Origin of the sequence: Burkholderia sp. BCC1985 (genome assembly GCF_905339915.1) — a bacterium.
In the GTDB taxonomy this organism is placed as follows: Bacteria; Pseudomonadota; Gammaproteobacteria; order Burkholderiales; family Burkholderiaceae; genus Burkholderia.
Window position 1 is genome coordinate 98,682 of sequence record NZ_CAJPGY010000022.1, and the last position, 20,737, is coordinate 119,418.

The following is a 20,737-nucleotide window of genomic DNA, read 5'->3' on the forward strand; positions in this document are numbered from 1 at the left end:
GGCATGGACGGACCGGTCGCACCACTGCCGCGTGGACGCAAAAAAAACGCCCGGCGAACCGGGCGGCGTGTGTGTTGCGGTGAACGTTATTGCGGCGGCAGTTCGATCTGGTCGATCGACGGCTGCAGCTTGATCGGGTCGTGCGCATGGGTCTGCAGACGCTCCATGTGCTTGACGACCTGGCGATCCAGCTTGTCGATCAGCAGATCGATCGCAGCGTACAGGTTGCCGTTTGCGCTTTCGACGAAGATGTCCTTGCCCTTCAGATGCAGGTTGATTTCCGCGCGCTGCTGCTTGTCCTTTTCCTTGTGATTGTCGACCGAGAGGATCACAGTGCCATCGATCACCTGATCGCTATGCCGTAGCACCCGGTCCAGCTTGGTGATCACGTATTCGCGAATTGCAGGCGTGACTTCGAGATGATGTCCACTGATCTTCAGGTTCATAGTGCTTCTCCAAGCGAGTGACCACGCGGCCGCATCGAGGCGGCGCTCCGGTCGACTTGCCCCTGCCGCATGGCGCGGCAAATTCGCGGACAAGTCGCCCGGCCTGTTCCCCGAGTGCGCGGTGGCCGGAACACGCCTGCCGCCGGGCAGGCAGCAGGCTTAAAGAGACTTGCGCAGATTCACTGCCGGGATCTTGAGGGCTTCGCGGTACTTGGCAACCGTGCGGCGCGCAACCACGAATCCCTGTTCTGCCAGCAGCTCGGCAATGCGGCTGTCCGAAAGTGGCGATTTTGGGTCTTCAGCTCCTATCAGTTGCTTGATCAGGGCTCGGATGGCGGTCGACGATGCGGCGCCTCCGGTGTCGGTCGAAACGTGTGATCCGAAGAAGTACTTAAATTCCAGCGTCCCGAACGGGGTCAGCATGTACTTCCCGGTTGTCACACGGCTGACAGTCGACTCGTGTAGGCCCAGCGTATCAGCTATTTCCCGCAAAACCAAGGGGCGCATGGCAATTTCGCCATGCGCAAAGAAGTTCTTCTGACGTTCGACAATAGCCTGCGCGACACGCAGGATCGTGTCGAATCGCTGCTGGATGTTCTTGATCAGCCAGCGTGCTTCCTGGAGCTGTTGTTTCAACGATCCGGCCGACGGGTCGCCGCGGCTGTTGCGCAGGATGTTCGCGTACAGGTTGTTGATCCGCAGGCGCGGCATCACTTCCGGATTGAGTTCCGCGAGCCAGCCCTGGCCGGCCTTCTTCACGATGATGTCGGGCACGACGTAGTCGGCCTCGGCCTTGCCGTAGGCAGCACCGGGGAACGGCTCCAGCGAGCGGATCAGCGCGTGCGCGTCGCGCAGCGCGTCGTCGGTCGCCTTCAGCTGCTTGCGCAGCCGCGTGAAGTCGCGCGCGGCGAGCAGTTCGAGGTGCTGCGACACGATCTCCAGCGCGAGCGTGCGGGTGGGGGACGGATCGAGGCGCAGCAACTGCAGCTTCAGGCATTCGGACGCCGAGCGGGCCCCGACCCCGGCCGGATCGAAACTGTGCAGCAGCGCGAGCGCCGCATTCAGTTCGTCGCAGTCGATTTCCAGTTCGGGCGGCAGGTCGGCGAGCACTTCGTCGAGCGTGGCGGTCAGGTAGCCGTCGTCGTCGAGCGATTCGATCAGGAACATCACGAGCGCGCGGTCGCGCGGCCCGGCCTGCGTGACGCGCAATTGCGCGGACAGGTGGTCGCGCAGCGACGTCGCGGCTTCCTGCACCTGCAGCGGCGGGAGGTCGTCATCGTCCGAGGCGCCGCTCGAGCGGCCGAACTCGTCGAGATTCCACTGCGGGCCGTCGCCGGCGTCGCCCGATGCGTAGCCGTCGTATTCGTCGGCGCCGGCCGGCTCGTCGCGCTCGGCGCGTTCGCTCGACTGGCTGCTGCCGTTCGTGATGCCCGGTTCGGTGTTCTGTCCGGGCGGCGTCTGCGCGATCAGCGATCCGTCCGCCGCGACGCGCAGCGGGCTCGCGATCCATTCGTCATCGTTCTCGAGCAGCGGATTCTGCGCGACGGCCATCGCGACTTCCTGCTGCAGTTCGAGCGTCGACAGCTGCAGGAGCCGGATCGACTGCTGCAGTTGCGGTGTCAGCGCCAGGTGTTGCGACAGGCGGAGTTGAAGGCTGGCTTTCATGGCAGAGAGGGAGTCATACCGGCAGTTTGCCACGACCCAGGCGCCTTGAGCCATCCGCGATTACGCGCGGCGCGGCGCCCGGCCGCGGCGGGGCCGCAGGACACGCGGGCGCGCCCCGCGCGGCGATGCCGGGCGGGGGCGGCCAGCCACGGGGGATTTACATGCGGAAGTGTTCGCCGAGGTACACGCGGCGCACGCTTTCGTTTTCGATGATTTCGCTCGGCGCGCCGGCGGCGAGCACCGAACCGTCGCTGATGATGTAAGCGTGGTCGCAGATGCCGAGCGTTTCGCGGACGTTGTGATCGGTAATCAACACGCCGATGTTGCGCTGCTTCAGGAACTTGACGATCTTCTGGATCTCGAGCACCGCGATCGGGTCGACGCCGGCGAACGGCTCGTCGAGCAGGATGAAGTTCGGATTGGTCGCGAGCGCGCGCGCGATCTCGACGCGACGGCGTTCGCCGCCCGACAGCGACAGCGCCGGGTTCTCGCGCAGGTGGCCGATCTGCAGTTCGTCGAGCAGCGCCTCGGTGCGCGACGCGATCGCGTCCTTCGACAGGCGCTTGCCGTCTTCGCCGTGCTGCAGCTCGAGCACCGCGCGGATGTTTTCCTCGACGGTCAGCTTGCGGAACACCGACGCTTCCTGCGGCAGGTACGACAGGCCGAGCGACGCGCGCTTGTGGATCGGCAGCAGGCTGATCGAGCTGCCGTTCAGCGAGATTTCGCCGGCATCCGTCGGCACGAGGCCGACGATCATGTAGAACGACGTCGTCTTGCCGGCGCCGTTCGGGCCGAGCAGGCCGACGACCTCGCCGCTCTTCACGTCGAGCGACACGTCCTTGACGACGGTGCGCGAGCCGTAGCGTTTCTTCAGGTTGCGCACGACGAGCGAGCTCGTCGTGCCGGCCGGCTGGCGGTTCGGAAGCGCGTTCATTGGGCCGGCGCTCCCTGGATCGTGGTCGACGGCGACAGCTTCGCCGGCGCGCCGTTCAGCTGCCCGGGGCCGCCGTTCTTCGGCGACAGCATCGCGCGCACGCGGCCGTTCGGGTTGCCCGGCGCCGCGACGTCCTTGCCGCCCTTCGCGGTGTAGAAGTCGCGCTGGCCGTCGTACGTGATCACGCTGCCGTGCACGGTGTCGGCGATCGTCGACGTGCCCTGCAGGCGGCGCACGGTCGCGGCGGTCGTCAGCGTCGTCAGGTCCTGCTTGCCGTCGTAGTCGATGCGCTCGGCGTCGCCGTCGATGTATTCGTCGAGGCCTTCGCGCTTCTGGCGGAACGTCGCGTGCTTCTTGCCGCTGCCGAACGACGTCGCGTACTGATAGCCTTCCGGATCCTGGCGCACTTCGACGCGGTCGCCCTTGATGATGATCGTGCCCTTCGTGATCACGACGTTGCCGGTCGCGACCGTCACCTGCTTCAGGTCGTCATAGGTCAGGTTGTCCGCCTCGACGTTGATCGGCTTGTTCTGGTCGGCCTTCTCGGCATGGGCGAGCGGCGCCAGCCCGACGAGCGGGAGCGCCACGAGCGTCGCGGCGAGCGCGGCGCGGACGGCGCGCGCAGCGCCGCCGGAATTCTGTCGAGGGAACGGTTCGTTCATGCAGTCACGTGAGGGATGCGTCACCTGGATTGACCTTTCGAGCCGCCGGACGTGTCCGCCGCGGCGATCGTGCCGCGCACGTTGCCGTAAAGCTCGATGACCCGGGTGACGTTGTTGTACTTCATGCCGTCGGTCGCGTTGACGAGCGACAGGCCGCGCTGAAGTTTAACCGGCTTTTCGGTCTGGATCACATCGTCATTGACGAAGATCCGGAAATGCTGGGAATCGGCCTGCATCTGCGGATCGCCGCCGCCGGCCACGCGCAGGATGCGCGCATCGTCGTACAAGTCGACGATCGACACGTCGCCGTTGACGGTGCCGCGCTTCGCGGTGGTCGTCACGACCGGCTTGCCGGGCTGGAACGCGCGCATGGCCGGATCGGTCAGGTCGCTGTTGTCGGTGTCTTCGTAATGGATCAGCTTCGCGGCCGTCAGCCGGTACTGGGTCGAGCCCGACTGGTCGAGCTCGGTGACCGAGAAGTTGTCCGCGAAATAATCGGGCGTGTGGCGCTTCGGCCGCACGGCACCCTCGCCGGGCGGCGGCAGCGTCGCCTGCAGCAGCCACCACGTGATGCCCGCGAGCGCGGCGACCGCGACGAGCGGCAGCAGCTGGGTCCAGCGGAAATGCGTGTTCATCCGTCAGGCTCCGCAGGCAGCCGCGAGCAGCGCGTCGTAGCGGCGCTGCGCGCGCAGGATCGCGTCGCAGACCTCGCGCACCGCGCCGTGGCCCCCGCGGGCCTCGGCCACCCAGTGCGCACGCGCGATCACCTCGGGGTGCGCGTTGGCCGGTGCCGTCGCGAAGCCGCAGCGCAGCATCACCGGCAGGTCGGGCCAGTCGTCGCCCATGTAGCCGCAGGCGTCGGCGGTGATGCCGAGCGATGCGATCAGGTCGGCGAACACGGCGAGCTTGTTCTCGACGCCCTGGAACAGGTGCGCGATCTTCATTTCCTTCGCGCGTGCCGCGACGATTTCCGAGCGGCGGCCGGTGATGATCGCGGTCGCGATGCCGGCTTCGCCGAGCAGCTTCACGCCGTGGCCGTCGAGCGAATTGAACGACTTCATCGCGTCGCCGGCCGCGGTAAACAGCAGCCCGCCGTCGGTCAGCACGCCGTCGACGTCGAAAATCATCAGCTTCACGCGGCTCGCGCGTTCGGCCGCAGTCAGCGCTGCGCTCATCAGATCACCTTCTTCGAAAACAGGTCGTGCATGTTCAGCGCGCCGATCAGCGCGCCGTCGGCATCGACCACCAGCATCTGGTTGATCCGGTGGCGCTCCATCAGTTCCACGGCCTCGACCGCGAGATGGTCGGGGCCGATCGTGCGCGGCTCGCGCGTCATCACGTCGACGATCGGCAGCGTTCGGAAATCGCCGTCGCGCGCGAGCACGCGGCGCAGGTCGCCGTCGGTGAAGATGCCGGCCACGCGGCCGTCGGGCCCGACCACGGCGGTCATGCCCAGCCGCTTCGCGGTGATCTGGAACAGGGCGTCCGACAGCGTCGCGTCGAGCCCGACGCGCGGCACGTCGTCGCCCGAGCGCATCACGTCGCGCACGTGGGTGAGCAGGCGCCGGCCGAGCGCGCCGCCCGGATGCGAGCGCGCGAAATCCTCGGAACCGAAGCCGCGCGCGTCGAGCACCGCGACGGCGAGCGCGTCGCCGAGCGCGAGCGCGGCGGTCGTGCTCGCGGTGGGGGCGAGGTTCAGCGGGCAGGCTTCCTTCGACACCGCGGCGTTCAGGTTCACGTCGGCGAGCGTGCCGAGGCTCGATTCCGCACGGCCCGTGATCGCGATCAGCTTCGCGCCGATCCGCTTCACGAGCGGCAGGATCGCGACGAGTTCTTCCGACTCGCCGGAATAGGAGATGCCGATGAAGACGTCGTCCGACGTGACCATGCCGAGGTCGCCGTGGCTGGCCTCGGCCGGATGGACGAAGAAGGCCGGCGTGCCGGTGCTGGCGAGCGTGGCCGCGATCTTGCGGGCGATATGCCCCGATTTGCCGATGCCGGATACCACGACGCGGCCGCGGCAGCCGAGCAGCAGCGCGACGGCCTGAACGAAGTCGCCGTCGAGCTGGTCGCGCAGCGCGCGCACGGCGTCCGCCTCGATGTCGAGCACGTCGCGGGCGAGCGCGAGCGCCCGATCATCATTGATTTTCGCTATCATGCGCGGAGTATAGCAAAGGCGTTTGTTCGCCGCGCCGCGCCTTCGGACTCGTCCGATGCCGCTTGCCTACCGCCACCACCCCCGCCCGCCTTGCCGTGGCCCCGACGAACGAGGACGCTTCGCCCGTGATTTCCCCGCTCGAAATGACCCTGCTGCTGCTGCTGGCCTCGGTAGTGGGCGTCGTCGTATTTCGCTCGCTGAACCTGCCGCCGATGCTCGGCTACCTGACCGTCGGCATCCTGGTCGGCCCGCACGCGTTCGGCATCGCCGCGGACCTCGAACGGGCCGAGCATCTCGCGGAATTCGGCGTGGTGTTCCTGATGTTCTCGATCGGCCTCGAATTCTCGCTCGCGAAGCTGCGTGCGATGCAGCGGCTCGTGTTCGGGCTCGGGCTGCTGCAGGTGGTCGCGACCCTCGCGCTCGCGGTCGTGCTCGGCGCGCTGTTCGAGCGCTGGGTGCACATCACGTGGCAGGGCAGCGTCGCGCTCGGCGGCGCGCTCGCGATGTCGTCGACGGCGATCGTGTCGAAGATGCTCGCCGAGCGGCTCGAGATCGAGACCGCGCACGGCCGCAACATCTTCGGCGTGCTGCTGTTCCAGGATCTCGCGGTGGTGCCGCTGCTGATCGTGATCGCCGCGTTCGGCGCCGAGTCGTCGAAGGATCTCGCGCTCACGCTCGGGTTCGCGGCCGTCAAGATCGTGATCGCGCTGGCGCTGCTGCTGATCGTCGGCCAGCGTTTCATGACGCGCTGGCTCAACGTCGTCGCGCGGCGCCGCTCGCAGGAACTGTTCGTGCTGAACCTGCTGCTCGTCACGCTCGGCGCCGCGTTCATCACCGACCGCTTCGGCCTGTCGCTCGCGCTCGGCGCGTTCATCGCGGGGATGCTGATCTCCGAGACGCCGTTCCGGCATCAGGTGGAAGAGGACATCAAGCCGTTCCGCGACGTGCTGCTCGGCCTGTTCTTCGTGACGACCGGGATGCTGCTCGATCCGCGCGTGATCTGGGAGCATCCGTTGCTGGTGCTCGGCTTCTTCGTCGGGCAGATCCTGTTCAAGGGGACGATGATCGCGGGGCTCGCGCGGCTGTTCGGCGCGACGCCGGGCGTCGCGATGCGCACCGGCATCGGCCTCGCGCAGGCCGGCGAATTCGGCTTCGTGCTGCTGAACCTGATCCTCGACCGGCATCTCGTCGATTCGACGCTGCTGCAGGCGATCCTCGCGTCGATGCTGCTGTCGATGCTCGCCGCGCCGTTCCTGATCCAGAACGCCGACCGGATCGTGATGCGGCTGTCGTCGACGGAATGGATGCAGCAGTCGCTGCAGATGACGCGGATCGCGACGCAAAGCCTCAAGCAGCGCGGCCACGTGATCATCTGCGGCTACGGCCGCGCCGGGCAGAACCTCGCGCGCATGCTCGAGCAGGAAGGCATTTCGTACGTCGCGCTCGACCTCGACCCCGATCGCGTGAGCGCGGCCGCGACGGCCGGCGAATCGGTCGTGTTCGGCGACGCGGCGCGCCGCGAGTCGCTGCTCGCGGCCGGTATCCATCGTGCGGCGGCCGTCGCGATCACGTATGCGAACACGCCGTCGGCGCTGCGCGTGCTGCACCACGTGCACGAGCTGGAGCCGACGCTGCCGGCGATCGTGCGCACGGTCGACGATGCCGATCTCGAGAAGCTGCTCGCGGCCGGCGCGACCGAGGTGATTCCGGAGATCGTCGAGGGCAGCCTGATGCTCGCGTCGCACACGCTGGTGCTGGTCGGCGTGCCGATGCGCAAGGTCGTGCGGCGCGTCGAGGAGATGCGCGACGAGCGCTACAGCCTGCTGCGCGGCTATTTCCGCGGCGCCGACGACACGGACGACGACGATCACGAGCAGGTGCGGCTACAATCGGTGCCGGTCGACGCGCGCGCGGATGCGGTCGGGCGCTCGCTGGAGGAACTCGGGCTGTATGCGCTCGGGCTGGAAGTCACGGCGATCCGCCGGCACGGCATCCGCGGCGTCGAACCCGACCCGCAGACCAAGCTGCGCGCGAGCGACATCGTCGTGCTGCGCGGGCTGCCCGAAGCGCTCGCGCTCGCGGAGGAACGGCTGTCGCGGCATCGGCGCGAGCCGCCGGCCGCGCTCGCCTGAGTGGCGCTTCGATAACCTGACCCGTATTTGTTCGAAACGGTGCCCGATCTTCGCGCACCGTTTTTTTCGGAGAGTTTCATGCCGCATTCGTCGCCGGGCGCACCGCTCGATCCGGTCGCCTTCATCCACAGCCAGATCCGCACCGTGCCCGACTGGCCGCAGCCGGGCGTACAGTTCCGCGACATCACGACGCTGCTGCAGAGCCCGAAGGCGCTGCGCATCCTCGTCGACCTGTTCGTCGAACGCTATGTCGATGCGAAGCTCGACTACGTCGCGGGGCTCGACGCGCGCGGCTTCATCATCGCGCCGATCGTCGCGTACGAGCTGAGCGTCGGCTTCGTGCCGATCCGCAAGGTCGGCAAGCTGCCGTACAAGACGCGCTCGGAATCGTACGACCTCGAATACGGCAGCGCGACCGTCGAGATCCACGAAGACGCGTGCCGCCCCGGCGACCGCGTGATCATCATGGACGACCTGATCGCGACCGGCGGCACGATGATGGCGGGGCGCAACCTGCTGCAGCGGCTCGGCGCGGTCGTCGTCGAAGGCGCGGCGATCATCGACCTGCCCGATCTCGGCGGCTCGACGCTGCTGCGCAACGCGGGGCTGCCCGTCTATACCGTCACCGAATTCGCCGGCCACTGAACCACCGGAGCCGGCCCACGCCGCGAGGTCACGATGCCCAACTTCATGCTGTTTCTCGCCACATCGATCGCGATCACGTTCGCGCCGGGTCCCGACAACCTGCAGGTGCTCGCGCGCGGCATCTCGCAGGGCCGCGCGGCCGGCTTCGTCGCCGCGCTCGGCTTCACGGCCGGAATCCTGTTCCATACGACGCTCGCGGCGCTCGGCGTCGCGGCGGTGCTGCGCTCGTCGCCGGTCGCGTTCCAGACGCTGAAGCTCGCGGGCGCCGCGTACCTCGTGTGGATCGGCATCAAGGCGCTGCGCAGCCAGGGCCTCGCGAACGCGCACGAGCGCCCGCCGCAGCCGCTTGGCGCGATCTTCCGGCAGAGCGTGATCGGCAACCTGATGAACCCGAAGGTCACGTTGTTCTTCGTCGTGTTCCTGCCGCAGTTCGTCGATCCGCACGGCGTGCAGGGCGTGACGCTGCAGATGTTCGAGCTCGGCGCGCTGTTCATGCTGCAGACGGCCGCGATCTTCTCGCTGTTCGGCATCGGCGCGGGCGCGATCGGCACATGGCTGAAGCGCCGCCCGAAGGCCGGTGTGTGGCTCGACCGGATCGCCGGCGCGACCTTCATCGCGATCGGCATCCGCGTTGCGCTGAAGGACTGAGCCCGATGACGTTTCCGTGCATTGCGGCCGCGCGCCGCTTCGATCCGGCCGCGCACCTGCGTTTCGAGATCGCCGGCGTGGCCGTGGGCTGGGTGCGCCGCCAGGACATCGCGAAGCTCGCGCGCTGGCCCGACGTGTTCGAGCTGACGGACGCGCGCGTCGTGCTGTCGGCGCGCTATGACACGGTCGACGCGCGCAGCATGGCGCTCGCGAGCGCGATCGGCGCGCTGGCGGCCGAAGGCGCGATTCCCGGCTGGCGCGACGAGATCTATGCGATCCGCAACCGCTTCGACGATCCGCCGCTCGCGTACATCGAGCGCGCCGCGTCGCGCTTCTTCGGCACGCAGACGTATGCGGTGCACCTGAACGGCATCGTAGAATATGCGGCTGCGCCGGGTTCGCCCGCCGCGCCGCAGATGTGGCTCGGCCGCCGCAGCGCGACCAAGGCCACCGACCCCGGCATGCTCGACAACGTCGTCGCGGGCGGCATCGGCTGGGGCCTGGGCGTTCACGAGACGCTCACGAAGGAATGCTGGGAAGAGGCCGGCATGCCGGCCGAACTGGCGGCACGCGCGATCGCGGGCCGCGCGGTGCAGGTACTGTGTTCGCTGCCGGAAGGCACGCAGTCCGAACTGATCTTCGTGTACGACCTGCCGCTGCCGCGCGACTTCGCGCCGCACAACCAGGACGGCGAAGTGGCCGAGCACCTGCTGGCCGGCGTGCCCGAGGTGATCGGCTGGCTGCGCGAAGGCCGCGCGACGATGGATGCGAGCCTCGCGATGCTCGACACGCTGCTGCGCCACCGCTGGCTATCGGCGGCGGACGCCGCGGGCATCGACGCGCTGTTCGCGCCGGCCGCCTGACGCGCCACCTGGCGAGCCACCTGAAGGCGCCGCCTGCCTGCCCGGGCTCGGGCCCCAGGGTGAGGCCGGACGAACGGCCTATTTGACGAATACCGAAACGAAGGGAGTAGCGGTCATGTCGACCGATCACAGCTTTATCTTGAAACTGTCGTGCCCCGACCGGCATGGCATCGTCCACGCGGTCTCGGGCTTCCTGTTCGAGCGCGCCAACAACATCCTCGATTCGGCGCAGTTCGGCGACAGCCGCACCGGCGAGTTCTTCATGCGCGTGCACTTCGTGCAGGACGGCGACGGCGCGGATGCCGCGTCGGCGCTCGACACGCTGCGCGAGGAATTCGCGCCGCTCGCCGAGCAGTTCGGGATGCGCTGGGAAATGCACGACGCGGCCGTGAAGCCGCGCGTCGTGATCATGGTGTCGAAGATCGGCCACTGCCTGAACGACCTGCTGTTCCGCTACCGCACCGGCCAGCTGCCGATCGAGATTCCGGCGATCGTGTCGAACCACAAGGAGTTCTACCAGCTCGCCGCCAGCTACAACATCCCGTTCCATCATTTCCCGCTCGTCGGCGGTTCGTCCGATGCGGCGAAGGCCGCGCAGGAAGCGCGGGTGCTGGAAGTGATCGACGAACACCAGGCCGATCTCGTCGTGCTCGCGCGCTACATGCAGATCCTGTCGCCGAACATGTGCCAGCAGCTCGCCGGCCGCGCGATCAACATCCACCATTCGTTCCTGCCGAGCTTCAAGGGCGCGAAGCCGTACTACCAGGCGTTCGACCGCGGCGTGAAGCTGATCGGCGCGACCGCGCACTACGTGACGACCGACCTCGACGAAGGCCCGATCATCGAGCAGGAAGTCGAGCGCGTCGACCACAGCATGACGCCCGACCAGCTCACCGCGATCGGCCGCGACGTCGAGTGCGTGACGCTCGCGCGTGCGGTGAAGTGGCACGTCGAGCACCGGATCGTGCTGAACGGGACGAAGACCGTCGTGTTCCGCTGATCGGCTGATCGGTGACGCGCGCCGGCCGGCCTGCGCAGGCCGTCGGTTGCCGCAAACAAGAACGCCGCGCCCTTGACGGGGCGCGGCGTTTTTTATCGCGTGATGCGCGGGGAGCGGGTTGCGTCGGGTACGGCGCGTCAGATCAGCCGCAGCATGTACAGCTCGCGCTTCATGTACGCATAGAAGATCGGCGCGGCGATCACGCCCGGCAGCCCGAACGCGGCTTCCATGATCAGCATCGCGAGCAGCAGCTCCCACGCGCGCGACTCGATCTGGCCGCCGATGATCTTTGCGTTCAGGAAGTATTCGAGCTTGTGGATCACGACGAGGAACGCGAGCGACGCGATCGCGGTGCCCATGCTGACCGACAGCGACACCGCGACGATCAGCGTGTTCGAGATCAGGTTGCCGATCACCGGCAGCAGGCCGACGATGAACGTGACGAGCACCAGTGTTTTCGACAGCGGCAGCCGCTGGTGGAAGATCGGCAGCGCGACGAGCAGGTAGATGCCGGTAAAGGTCGCGTTGATCGCCGAGATCTTGATCTGCGCGAACACGATCCGGCGGAACGATTCGGCGAAGCGCGACACGCGCGTGACGAGCGCGGTCGACAGCGGCCGGCGCACCTTGCCGTGCTCGACGCCGATCGCGATCATCGCGCCGATGATCATCCCGAACACCACGTGGCCGAAGCCGCGCGCGACGCTCTTGCCGCCTTGCTGGAGCTGGTCCATGTGCGAATGCATCAGCAGCGCCGCCTTGGTCTTCATCTGTTCGACGTCGACCGGCAGCAGGTTCGCGATCCAGGCCGGCGTGCGGGCGCGCGTCTGCTCGACGATCTGCATCAGCTGGCCAAGGAGGCTCTGCAGGTTCGGCACCGTGTGCTCGAAGTGCTCGATGATGCCGATCGTGAGGCCCGTGAGCCCGCCGACGATCGCGATCGACAGCAGCACGACGGCGACCCAGCGCGCGCGCATGCTCGTGGTGTGGCGTTCGATCACCGGGGCGATCGTGTGGATCAGCTGATAGACCAGCATGCCGGCCAGCAGCCCGCCCAGCAGCTTGAGTTCGATGACGAGCACCATCGCGACGAGGGCGAACAGGTAGCTGCCGATCTCGATCGCCGACAGCTTCGGCAGGCTGAAGTCGCTCGTCAGCCGCACGCTGCGCAGGTGCGGCTCGCGGTTCTGCGCGTCGCGCGACTCTTGTTGCTTCTCCATCATGGATTCCTGTCGTTCGTGTGCCGTGCCGCGCGGTGGGCGACACGGCGGCGATCGCCCGGCGCCGCACCGGATTGGTGCGGATGGCGAACCTTACGACCGTAAAGTATAGCTGCCATTATGGTCCGCCACGGGGCTGTTTGGCTCGTGGTGTAAACGCAGAGGGGAAAACCGCAGAAGGGAAAACGAGGAGGCCGGCGCCGCCCCGCTGCCGGGCGCGCGCGGCCGGGCAGCCGCGCGCGGGAACGGAAAGTGTCAGCCGGCCGCCGCCTTGCGGGCCGGGCGCTTGAGCAGCGGCGCGAGGTACTTGCCGGTGAAGCTCGCCTTGGTCTTCGCGACCTGCTCGGGCGTGCCCTGCGCGATGATCTGGCCGCCGCCGGCACCGCCTTCGGGGCCGAGGTCGATCACCCAGTCGGCCGTCTTGATCACGTCGAGGTTGTGCTCGATGATCACGACCGTGTTGCCCTGGTCGCGCAGCCGGTGGATCACCTCGAGCAGCAGCGCGATGTCGTGGAAGTGCAGGCCGGTGGTCGGCTCGTCGAGGATGTACAGCGTGCGGCCCGTGTCGCGCTTCGACAGCTCCAGCGACAGCTTCACGCGCTGCGCCTCGCCGCCCGACAGCGTCGTGGCCGACTGGCCGAGGCGGATGTAGCCGAGGCCGACGTCGAGCAGCGTCTTCAGCTTGCGGGCGATCACCGGCACCGCGCTGAAGAATTCGTACGCGTGTTCGACCGTCATGTCGAGCACTTCGCTGATGTTCTTGCCCTTGTACTGCACTTCGAGCGTTTCGCGGTTGTAGCGCTTGCCGTGGCACACGTCGCACGGCACGTAGACGTCCGGCAGGAAGTGCATCTCGACTTTCAGCACGCCGTCGCCCTGGCACGACTCGCAACGGCCGCCCTTCACGTTGAACGAGAAGCGGCCCGGATCGTAGCCGCGCTCCTTCGCGGTCGGCACGCCCGAGAACAACTCGCGGATCGGCGTGAACAGGCCCGTGTAGGTGGCCGGGTTCGAGCGCGGCGTGCGGCCGATCGGCGACTGGTCGACGTTGATCACCTTGTCGAAGTGCTCGAGGCCCTCGATCGCCTCGTGCGGCGCCGGCTCGGCCGACGAGCCGTACAGGTGGCGCGCGACCGCGTGATACAGCGTGTCGTTGATCAGCGTCGACTTGCCGGAGCCCGACACGCCGGTGATGCAGGTCAGCAGGCCGACCGGCAACTCGAGATCGACGTGCTTCAGGTTGTTGCCGTGCGCGTCGACGATGCGCAGCATCCGCTCGGGATCGGGCGCGAGCCGCTCGTCCGGGTATTCGATCGTGCGCTTGCCGACCAGATACTGGCCCGTCAGCGACTGCGGGTTCGACTGCACCTGCTTCGGCGTGCCTTCGGCCACGATCACGCCGCCGTGCTCGCCGGCGCCCGGGCCCATGTCGACGACGTAGTCGGCCGTGCGGATCATGTCCTCGTCGTGCTCGACGACGATCACCGAGTTGCCGAGGTCGCGCAGGTGCTTGAGCGTCGCGATCAGGCGGTCGTTGTCGCGCTGGTGCAGGCCGATCGACGGCTCGTCGAGCACGTACATCACGCCGGTCAGGCCCGAGCCGATCTGCGACGCGAGCCGGATCCGCTGCGCCTCGCCGCCGGACAGCGTTTCAGCGCTGCGTTCGAGCGACAGGTAGTCGAGGCCGACGTTGTTCAGGAAGGTCAGGCGCGCGACGATTTCCTTGATCACCTTGTCGGCGATCTCGCGCTTCGCGCCGTCGAGCGACAGGCCGTCGAAATAGCCGAGCGCGTCGCGCAGCGGCCAGCCGCTGATTTCATAGATGCCGCGCGCGTAGTCGCCGGTGCCGACCCGCACGTGGCGCGCCTCGCGGCGCAGCCGCGTGCCGTCGCACGACGGGCACGGCTGGTTGTTCTGGTATTTCGCGAGCTCTTCGCGCACCGCGACCGAATCGGTCTCGCGGTAGCGGCGCTCGAGGTTCGGGATGATCCCTTCGAACACGTGCTCGCGGATCGTCGTGCGGCCGCGCTCGTTGATGTACGAAAACGGGATCGTCTGCTTGCCCGAGCCGAACAGCAGCACCTTGCGGATCTTTTCCGGCAGGTCCTCGAACGCGGCGTCGATGTCGAATTCGTAGAACGCCGCGAGGCTCTGCAGCATCTGGAAGTAGAACTGGTTGCGGCGATCCCAGCCCTTCACGGCGCCCGCGGCGAGCGACAGCGACGGGTGCGCGACGACCCGCTTCGGGTCGAAGAACGTGATCTGGCCGAGGCCGTCGCATTCCGGGCACGCGCCCATCGGGTTGTTGAACGAGAACAGGCGCGGCTCGAGCTCCTGCAGGGAGTACGAGCAGATCGGGCACGCGAACTTCGAGCTGAACAGGTGTTCGTGGTCGGTATCCATCTCCAGCGCGATCGCGCGGCCGTCGGCGAGGCGCAGCGCGGTCTCGAACGATTCCGCGAGGCGCTGCTTCATGTCCGGGCGCACCTTGAGACGATCGACGACGACGTCGATCGTGTGCTTGTCGTTCTTCTTGAGCTTCGGCAGCGACTCGACCTCGTAGATCTTCGCGACGCCTTCGTTCGCGGTGCCGCCGCCCGAGCGCACGCGAAAGCGCACGAAGCCCTGCGCCTGCATGTCCTCGAACAGCTCGGCGTGCTCGCCCTTGCGGTTCGCGACGACCGGCGCGAGGATCATCAGCTTGGTTTCCTCGGGCAGCGCGAGCGCCGCGTCGACCATCTGCGACACGCTCTGCGCCTCGAGCGGGATGTCGTGGTCGGGGCAGTACGGCGTGCCGACCCGTGCGAACAAAAGTCGCAGGTAGTCGTGGATTTCGGTGACCGTGCCGACGGTCGAACGCGGGTTGTGGGACGTCGCCTTCTGCTCGATCGAGATCGCGGGCGACAGGCCCTCGATCAGGTCGACGTCGGGTTTCTCCATCAGCTGCAGGAACTGGCGGGCGTACGCGGACAGGCTCTCGACGTAGCGGCGCTGGCCTTCGGCATAAAGGGTGTCGAACGCGAGCGACGACTTGCCCGACCCGGACAACCCGGTAATCACGATCAGCTTGTGGCGCGGCAGGTCGAGATTGACGTTTTTCAGGTTGTGGGTGCGTGCCCCACGGATACGGATCTGTTCCATGAACCTGGCGAAAATGGAGGGAACCAAACCTGCTACTATAACGGCTTTTCGAGGCCGTCGTTGGGGGCCCCCAGCCTTTGCAGCAGCTGGCAGCAAGGCGGTGTCCACGCCGGGAAGGCGGCCGCGCCGCACGGCGCGAGGCGGCCCGCAGGCTGCCTGCCCGACGTCCCGGAAAGCGGCCCCGGAAAGCGCCTGCCAGGCCTGCCGGGCCGGTGGCCCTGATCTTCCGCCGCCCGCCGCCGGGCGGACATTCCGATCATTCGAAATTCATTCCCGATGTCCAATCCGTCCGCCACGTCTTCCCGCATGAGTGCGCCCGAACTGCGCGCGACCACGTCGCTCGCGGCGATCTTCGCGCTGCGCATGCTCGGCCTGTTCATGATCATGCCGGTGTTCTCGGTCTACGCGAAAACCATCCCGGGCGGCGACAACGTGCTGCTCGTCGGCATCGCGCTCGGGGCGTACGGCGTCACGCAGTCGCTGCTGTACATCTTCTACGGGTGGGCGTCGGACAAGTTTGGCCGCAAGCCCGTGATCGCCACCGGCCTGCTGATCTTCGCGCTCGGCAGCTTCGTCGCCGCGTTCGCGCACGACATCACGTGGATCATCGTCGGCCGCGTGATCCAGGGGATGGGCGCCGTGTCGTCCGCGGTGCTCGCGTTTATCGCCGACCTGACCTCCGAGCAGAACCGCACGAAGGCGATGGCGATGGTCGGCGGCTCGATCGGCGTGTCGTTCGCGGTCGCGATCGTCGGCGCGCCGATCGTGTTCCACTGGGTCGGGATGAGCGGGCTGTTCGCGATCGTCGGCGTGCTGTCGATCCTCGCGATCGGGGTCGTGGTGTGGATCGTGCCCGACGCGGCGAAGCCCGTGCACGTGCCGGCGCCGTTCGGCGAGGTGCTGCACAACGGCGAGCTGCTGCGCCTGAACTTCGGCGTGCTCGTGCTGCACGCGACGCAGACGGCGCTGTTCCTCGTCGTGCCGCGCCTCTTGGTCGACGGCGGGCTGCCGGTCGCCGCGCACTGGAAGGTCTACCTGCCGGTGATGGGGCTCGCGTTCGTGATGATGGTCCCGGCGATCATCGTCGCGGAAAAACGGGGCAAGATGAAGCCGGTGCTGCTCGGTGGCATTCTGGCTATCCTGATCGGCCAATTGTTGCTCGGCAGCGCTCCGCATACCATCCTGATTGTGGCGGCGATCCTGTTCGTGTACTTCCTGGGTTTCAACATCCTGGAAGCGTCGCAGCCGTCGCTCGTGTCGAAGCTCGCGCCCGGTTCGCGCAAGGGCGCGGCCACGGGCGTCTACAACACCACGCAATCGATCGGGCTCGCGCTCGGCGGCATCGTGGGCGGCTGGCTGCTGAAGCACGGCGGCGCGAACACCGTCTTCTACGCGTGCTCGGGGCTCGTGGCGGCGTGGCTTATAATCGCGGCCAGCATGAAAGCGCCGCCGCGCAAGGCCTGAACCTTCTTTTCGGGCAGGCACCGGCGGCGCTCGCCGGCTTGCCCGGCGGGCCGCTCCGACGACATTCGCGGGCGGCCCGGCATCGAATTTACTGGAGAAACACATGGCATCCGTCAACAAGGTCATCCTCGTCGGCAATCTCGGCGCCGATCCTGAAGTCCGTTACCTGCCGAGCGGCGACGCGGTTGCGAACATCCGTCTCGCGACGACCGATCGCTACAAGGACAAGGCAAGCGGCGATTTCAAGGAAATGACCGAGTGGCACCGCGTCGCGTTCTTCGGCCGTCTCGCCGAAATCGTCAGCGAGTACCTGAAGAAGGGTTCGTCGGTCTATATCGAAGGCCGCATCCGCACGCGCAAGTGGCAGGGCCAGGACGGCCAGGATCGCTACTCGACCGAAATCGTCGCCGACCAGATGCAGATGCTCGGCGGCCGCGGCGGTTCGGGCGGCGGCGGTGGCGGCGGTGACGAAGGCGGTTACGGCGGCGGCTACGGTGGTGGTGGCGGCGGCCGCGGCGGCGAACAGATGGAACGCGGCGGCGGCGGCGGTCGTGCCGGCGGCGCGCCGCGCGGCGGTGCAGGCGGCGGCCAGAGCCGTCCGAGCGCGCCGGCAGGCGGCGGCTTCGACGAGATGGACGACGATATTCCGTTCTAAGCGGAACGCCGGTTCCCGATGTAAAGACGGGCCCGAATCTCCACGCTGAATCACTGGTTCAGCCTGGATCTTCGGGTCCTTTTTTCGTTTACGCGTTTTTTGGGGTGTGGGCGGAACGTGCCCGATCGGGCGTGAGGAGCGTCGTGGTGGCGTCGTGCAAGGCGGGGAGAAGCCGCTGGCGCCGGCCGCGTCGGATGGGCGAGACTTGAGAATGGACTCCCCGTCAGCGGACGTTCGTCGTCGCGGGCGCGATGGCCCTGACGTCTGTTGTGCTTACGTGGCGAGCATGCCGACCGCAAACTTCAACCGACGCAACCGCGCCGGTGAGCAGGTTTCCTGAAGCCCTGCAACGGCGCATTCCCGACATGGGGGCCGTGGCATTCACACCCGAGTCACCTGCTTCGGACGGTGCGAACCATGACAAGAGCGGCGCCGTGGCCGCCGCAGAACAGAACCGCTTACGCTTCCGTGACGATCGCGACCAGATTGCTGACGCGCTCGACGGATTTCCCACCCTTCGGCCAACGGACCAGCGCGTCGCTACCGTTGATCGACAGGATCACGCCATCGCTGCGGTCCACGGCACCCGTGAACGTGACACGGTTTACTTTTGCCGACGGCGAAAACGAAGCCGCGCTGCGGCCCGGCAGCAGATCCATCAGGAACGAAAATACGGGGTACACGACTGCTCCTTCGCAAGCTTGAACTACGGGTTTTCCCTAGTTTAACAGTTCGGATGTTGCGTCGCAACATTAGCCCTTGTGCCCGTTCCTCGTGCGCGCGTCTTCCGTCGTGATTTCCAGTCGTTCGTCGCGCCGCTCAGCAAATCTCCCGGGCGGTTCGTGTATCTGATCGATGTCACGCGGCCGCCACGATTGACCGGCTAAGCTCGTTTTTTCGACGTTTCGATCGAAGGAGACACAATGCGGCGGGTCGTATTCAACCAGAAGGGCGGGGTGGGCAAGTCGACGATCGTCTGCAACCTGGCGGCGATCAGCGCGAGCGAAGGGCTGCGCACGCTCGTCATCGACCTCGACGCGCAGGCGAATTCCACGCACTACCTGCTCGGCGACCGGGCGACCGACGCGCATCCCGGCGTCGCCGAATTCTTCGAGACCGCGCTGACCTTCAACTTCCGGCCGGTCGACGTCGCGTCGTTCATCCATCCGACGCCGTTCGACGGGCTCGACGTGATGCCCGCGCATCCGGACCTCGACACGCTGCACGGCAAGCTCGAGTCGCGCTACAAGATCTACAAGCTGCGCGACGCGCTCAACGAGCTCGACACCTACGATGCCGTCTACATCGACACGCCGCCCGCACTGAACTTCTACACGCGCTCGGCGCTGATCGCGGTCGAGCGCTGCCTGATTCCGTTCGACTGCGACGACTTCTCGCGCCGCGCGCTGTACACGCTGCTCGAGAACGTGAAGGAAATCCAGCAGGACCACAACGCCGCGCTCGAGGTCGAAGGGATCGTCATCAACCAGTTCCAGCCGCGCGCGAGCCTGCCGCAGCGGCTGGTCGACGAACTCGTCGAGGAAGGGCTGCCGGTGCTGGCGTCGCGGCTCTCGGCATCGGTGAAGATCCGCGAGTCGCATCAGCAGTCGACGCCGGTGATCCATCTCGAGCCGGCACACAAGCTCGCGCAGGAGTTTCGCGCGCTGCATCGCGAACTGGTCGGGTGAGAGTGTCGCCGCTGGCCCGGCCCGGCGGTTTATATACGATCATTGAATTCGTCATTAATAATCCCGGTAACGATTTCAAAATAAATCTGGAAAAACGATTACAGGGGAATCCGCCCTATTTTCCAATGCGCACCTGTTTTTCAAATAACCGGAATAATGACGGGGTAAATGTTACGGACGTCGCGGTGCGCCATGCCGTAAAAAAGTAAAAATCATTTCGGGACAAGGCGTTGCGACGCGGCCCCATTGTGTGCGGGTGCAGATTGCGAGGAGATCAAGCCGATCGATCAGGGTTTTCACCTAGTATTAATGCCATTTAATTGACAATTAATCCATCTAGAATGGCAATCTTCAACTCCCCGCAGTCAATCGTGCCTGCGGGTTGTGAATAAGGAAGCGGACCTCGATCTGGCTTCCATTTTTTTCGTTCGTCTCTCGCATTGCTAACAGGAGCGTGCCCGATGTCCGTATTTGCCCCCGAAAAATTCGCCGCCGATTATCAGTCCGGAATTGCCGCCTGGTTCGCGATTGCCCGTCCGGCAATTAATGGTTTCGAGGCCGTCGTCGAACTCAACCTGCAAGCGGCCAAGACGGCGCTCGAGGAATACGAGGACAAGCTGAAGAACGCGTTCAACGCGAGCAACCCGGCTGCGGGCTTCGCGCAGCAAGTCGCCGCACCGCAGGAAGCGGCCGGCAAGGCCGTCGCGTACGGTCGCCATCTGTTCGACATCGCGGTGTCGACGCAGGCCGAGTGGGCGAAGGTCGCGCAGGCGCAATACGAGCAGAACGACAAGCGCGTGAAGGAGGTGGTCGGCGAGCTGACGAAGCATGCGCCGGCCGGTTCGGGCGCGGTGGTCGCCGCGCTGAATTCGGCGCTGTCCGCGGCGACTGCCGCGGCAGACTCCGTGCGCGCAGCGACGGGGCAGGCAATCGAAGCCGCACAAAGCGGTTTCGACGCGGTCAGCGAAACGGCGACGCGCGGTGCCAAGCAGACGGCGGCTGCCGCACGCAAGGAAGCCGCTTCGCGCGAATCGGCTGCATGAGCGCGTGTCGCGCGCAGGCGCGACACCATTGATCGAACGGCGCCGGCGGGCGCCGGCCGCCGCGTGTGCCGCGTGGTGGCCGGCGGCGTCCGGCTCGCCGCAGCGTGTCCGGGCCCGGCTGGAGCGGGCGAATGGGCGGCGCGCATGAAGGCGCGAGCCCTGAGCCGCATCGCGGGTCGTATGGCGCTCAAGCGCCGACGTCGGCCGCCGTGCCGCCCGGCCCCGGCACGCGATACAGCATGCAACACGGATCGACCCACTGATTTCGATGCAGGAACAAAACATGACGGACGTAGTGATCGTATCGGCCGCGCGAACCGCGGTCGGCAAATTCGGCGGCTCGCTCGCGAAGATCGCGGCACCGGAGCTGGGC

General features: G+C 66.8%; 19 protein-coding genes. 9 read left to right on the forward strand and 10 right to left on the reverse strand.

Features of this window, described 5'->3' with window-relative positions; genetic code table 11:
* Positions 1-86 precede the first annotated feature (86 nt).
* The 7 genes from hpf to kdsD all read right to left on the reverse strand — a co-directional run bounded on the left by hpf (position 87) and on the right by kdsD (position 5,865).
* Entirely contained in the window at positions 87-446 is a 360-nt protein-coding gene (hpf, locus tag U4Z31_RS22775; protein ID WP_006477786.1) for a ribosome hibernation-promoting factor, HPF/YfiA family, read from the reverse strand.
* 159 nt (positions 447-605) lie between these two features.
* On the reverse strand, positions 606-2,111 hold the full coding sequence (locus tag U4Z31_RS22780) for an RNA polymerase factor sigma-54 (protein ID WP_321811428.1): 1,506 nt from the start codon (positions 2,109-2,111) through the stop codon (positions 606-608).
* Between the two features lie 157 nt (positions 2,112-2,268).
* Positions 2,269-3,045, reverse strand: coding sequence for an LPS export ABC transporter ATP-binding protein (gene lptB, locus U4Z31_RS22785; protein ID WP_044847462.1), 777 nt, complete (start codon positions 3,043-3,045; stop codon positions 2,269-2,271).
* Positions 3,042-3,707 carry a lipopolysaccharide transport periplasmic protein LptA gene (gene lptA / locus U4Z31_RS22790; RefSeq protein WP_044847461.1) on the reverse strand — a complete coding sequence of 222 codons (666 nt, stop codon included), beginning with the start codon at positions 3,705-3,707 and terminating at the stop codon, positions 3,042-3,044. Before lptA ends, lptB begins: the two co-directional genes overlap by 4 nt.
* Before the next feature lie 20 nt (positions 3,708-3,727).
* A complete protein-coding gene (gene lptC, locus U4Z31_RS22795; protein WP_044847460.1) occupies positions 3,728-4,342 on the reverse strand; it encodes an LPS export ABC transporter periplasmic protein LptC in 615 nt (204 codons plus the stop codon).
* Between the two features lie 3 nt (positions 4,343-4,345).
* Positions 4,346-4,882 (reverse strand): KdsC family phosphatase, encoded by a 537-nt coding sequence (locus tag U4Z31_RS22800; RefSeq protein WP_044847459.1) that lies wholly within the window; start codon positions 4,880-4,882, stop codon positions 4,346-4,348.
* Positions 4,882-5,865, reverse strand: coding sequence for an arabinose 5-phosphate isomerase KdsD (gene kdsD, locus U4Z31_RS22805; RefSeq protein ID WP_124486503.1), 984 nt, complete (start codon positions 5,863-5,865; stop codon positions 4,882-4,884). The genes U4Z31_RS22800 and kdsD overlap by 1 nt, the downstream gene beginning before the upstream one ends.
* Before the next feature lie 125 nt (positions 5,866-5,990).
* On the opposite strand from kdsD, the gene U4Z31_RS22810 reads away from it, so the two are divergent.
* The 5 genes from U4Z31_RS22810 to purU all read left to right on the forward strand — a co-directional run bounded on the left by U4Z31_RS22810 (position 5,991) and on the right by purU (position 11,153).
* Entirely contained in the window at positions 5,991-7,997 is a 2,007-nt protein-coding gene (locus U4Z31_RS22810; protein WP_044847457.1) for a monovalent cation:proton antiporter family protein, read from the forward strand.
* Positions 7,998-8,075: 78 nt separating this feature from the next.
* Positions 8,076-8,642, forward strand: coding sequence for an adenine phosphoribosyltransferase (locus U4Z31_RS22815; RefSeq protein ID WP_011657958.1), 567 nt, complete (start codon positions 8,076-8,078; stop codon positions 8,640-8,642).
* A gap of 33 nt (positions 8,643-8,675) precedes the next feature.
* Positions 8,676-9,290, forward strand: coding sequence for a LysE family translocator (locus tag U4Z31_RS22820; protein ID WP_257773592.1), 615 nt, complete (start codon positions 8,676-8,678; stop codon positions 9,288-9,290).
* A 5-nt stretch (positions 9,291-9,295) separates the two neighbouring features.
* Positions 9,296-10,153 (forward strand): NUDIX hydrolase, encoded by an 858-nt coding sequence (locus U4Z31_RS22825; RefSeq protein ID WP_044847455.1) that lies wholly within the window; start codon positions 9,296-9,298, stop codon positions 10,151-10,153.
* Positions 10,154-10,268: 115 nt separating this feature from the next.
* Complete coding sequence (gene purU / locus U4Z31_RS22830) at positions 10,269-11,153, forward strand: formyltetrahydrofolate deformylase (RefSeq protein WP_044847454.1); 885 nt, start codon at positions 10,269-10,271, stop codon at positions 11,151-11,153.
* A gap of 137 nt (positions 11,154-11,290) precedes the next feature.
* Here purU and U4Z31_RS22835 read toward each other — a convergent pair whose 3' ends face one another.
* Both U4Z31_RS22835 and uvrA read right to left on the reverse strand, forming a co-directional pair.
* A complete protein-coding gene (locus tag U4Z31_RS22835) occupies positions 11,291-12,373 on the reverse strand; it encodes an AI-2E family transporter (protein WP_185640882.1) in 1,083 nt (360 codons plus the stop codon).
* A 255-nt stretch (positions 12,374-12,628) separates the two neighbouring features.
* Positions 12,629-15,514, reverse strand: a complete 2,886-nt coding sequence (uvrA, locus tag U4Z31_RS22840; protein ID WP_044847452.1) for an excinuclease ABC subunit UvrA — start codon at positions 15,512-15,514, stop codon at positions 12,629-12,631.
* Between the two features lie 276 nt (positions 15,515-15,790).
* Here uvrA and U4Z31_RS22845 point away from each other — a divergent pair, with 276 nt between their 5' ends.
* On the forward strand, positions 15,791-16,978 hold the full coding sequence (locus U4Z31_RS22845) for an MFS transporter (RefSeq protein WP_044847451.1): 1,188 nt from the start codon (positions 15,791-15,793) through the stop codon (positions 16,976-16,978).
* Positions 16,979-17,081: 103 nt separating this feature from the next.
* The gene (locus tag U4Z31_RS22850) at positions 17,082-17,633 is read left to right on the forward strand and encodes a single-stranded DNA-binding protein (protein ID WP_059603013.1); all 552 of its coding nucleotides are present in this window, start codon (positions 17,082-17,084) and stop codon (positions 17,631-17,633) included.
* Positions 17,634-18,091: 458 nt separating this feature from the next.
* Here U4Z31_RS22850 and U4Z31_RS22855 read toward each other — a convergent pair whose 3' ends face one another.
* Positions 18,092-18,316, reverse strand: coding sequence for a hypothetical protein (locus tag U4Z31_RS22855; RefSeq protein WP_044847449.1), 225 nt, complete (start codon positions 18,314-18,316; stop codon positions 18,092-18,094).
* A 240-nt stretch (positions 18,317-18,556) separates the two neighbouring features.
* On the opposite strand from U4Z31_RS22855, the gene U4Z31_RS22860 reads away from it, so the two are divergent.
* Both U4Z31_RS22860 and phaP read left to right on the forward strand, forming a co-directional pair.
* Positions 18,557-19,321 carry a ParA family protein gene (locus tag U4Z31_RS22860; protein WP_044847448.1) on the forward strand — a complete coding sequence of 255 codons (765 nt, stop codon included), beginning with the start codon at positions 18,557-18,559 and terminating at the stop codon, positions 19,319-19,321.
* Between the two features lie 461 nt (positions 19,322-19,782).
* Complete coding sequence (gene phaP / locus U4Z31_RS22865; protein WP_044847447.1) at positions 19,783-20,364, forward strand: TIGR01841 family phasin; 582 nt, start codon at positions 19,783-19,785, stop codon at positions 20,362-20,364.
* Positions 20,365-20,737 lie beyond the last annotated feature (373 nt).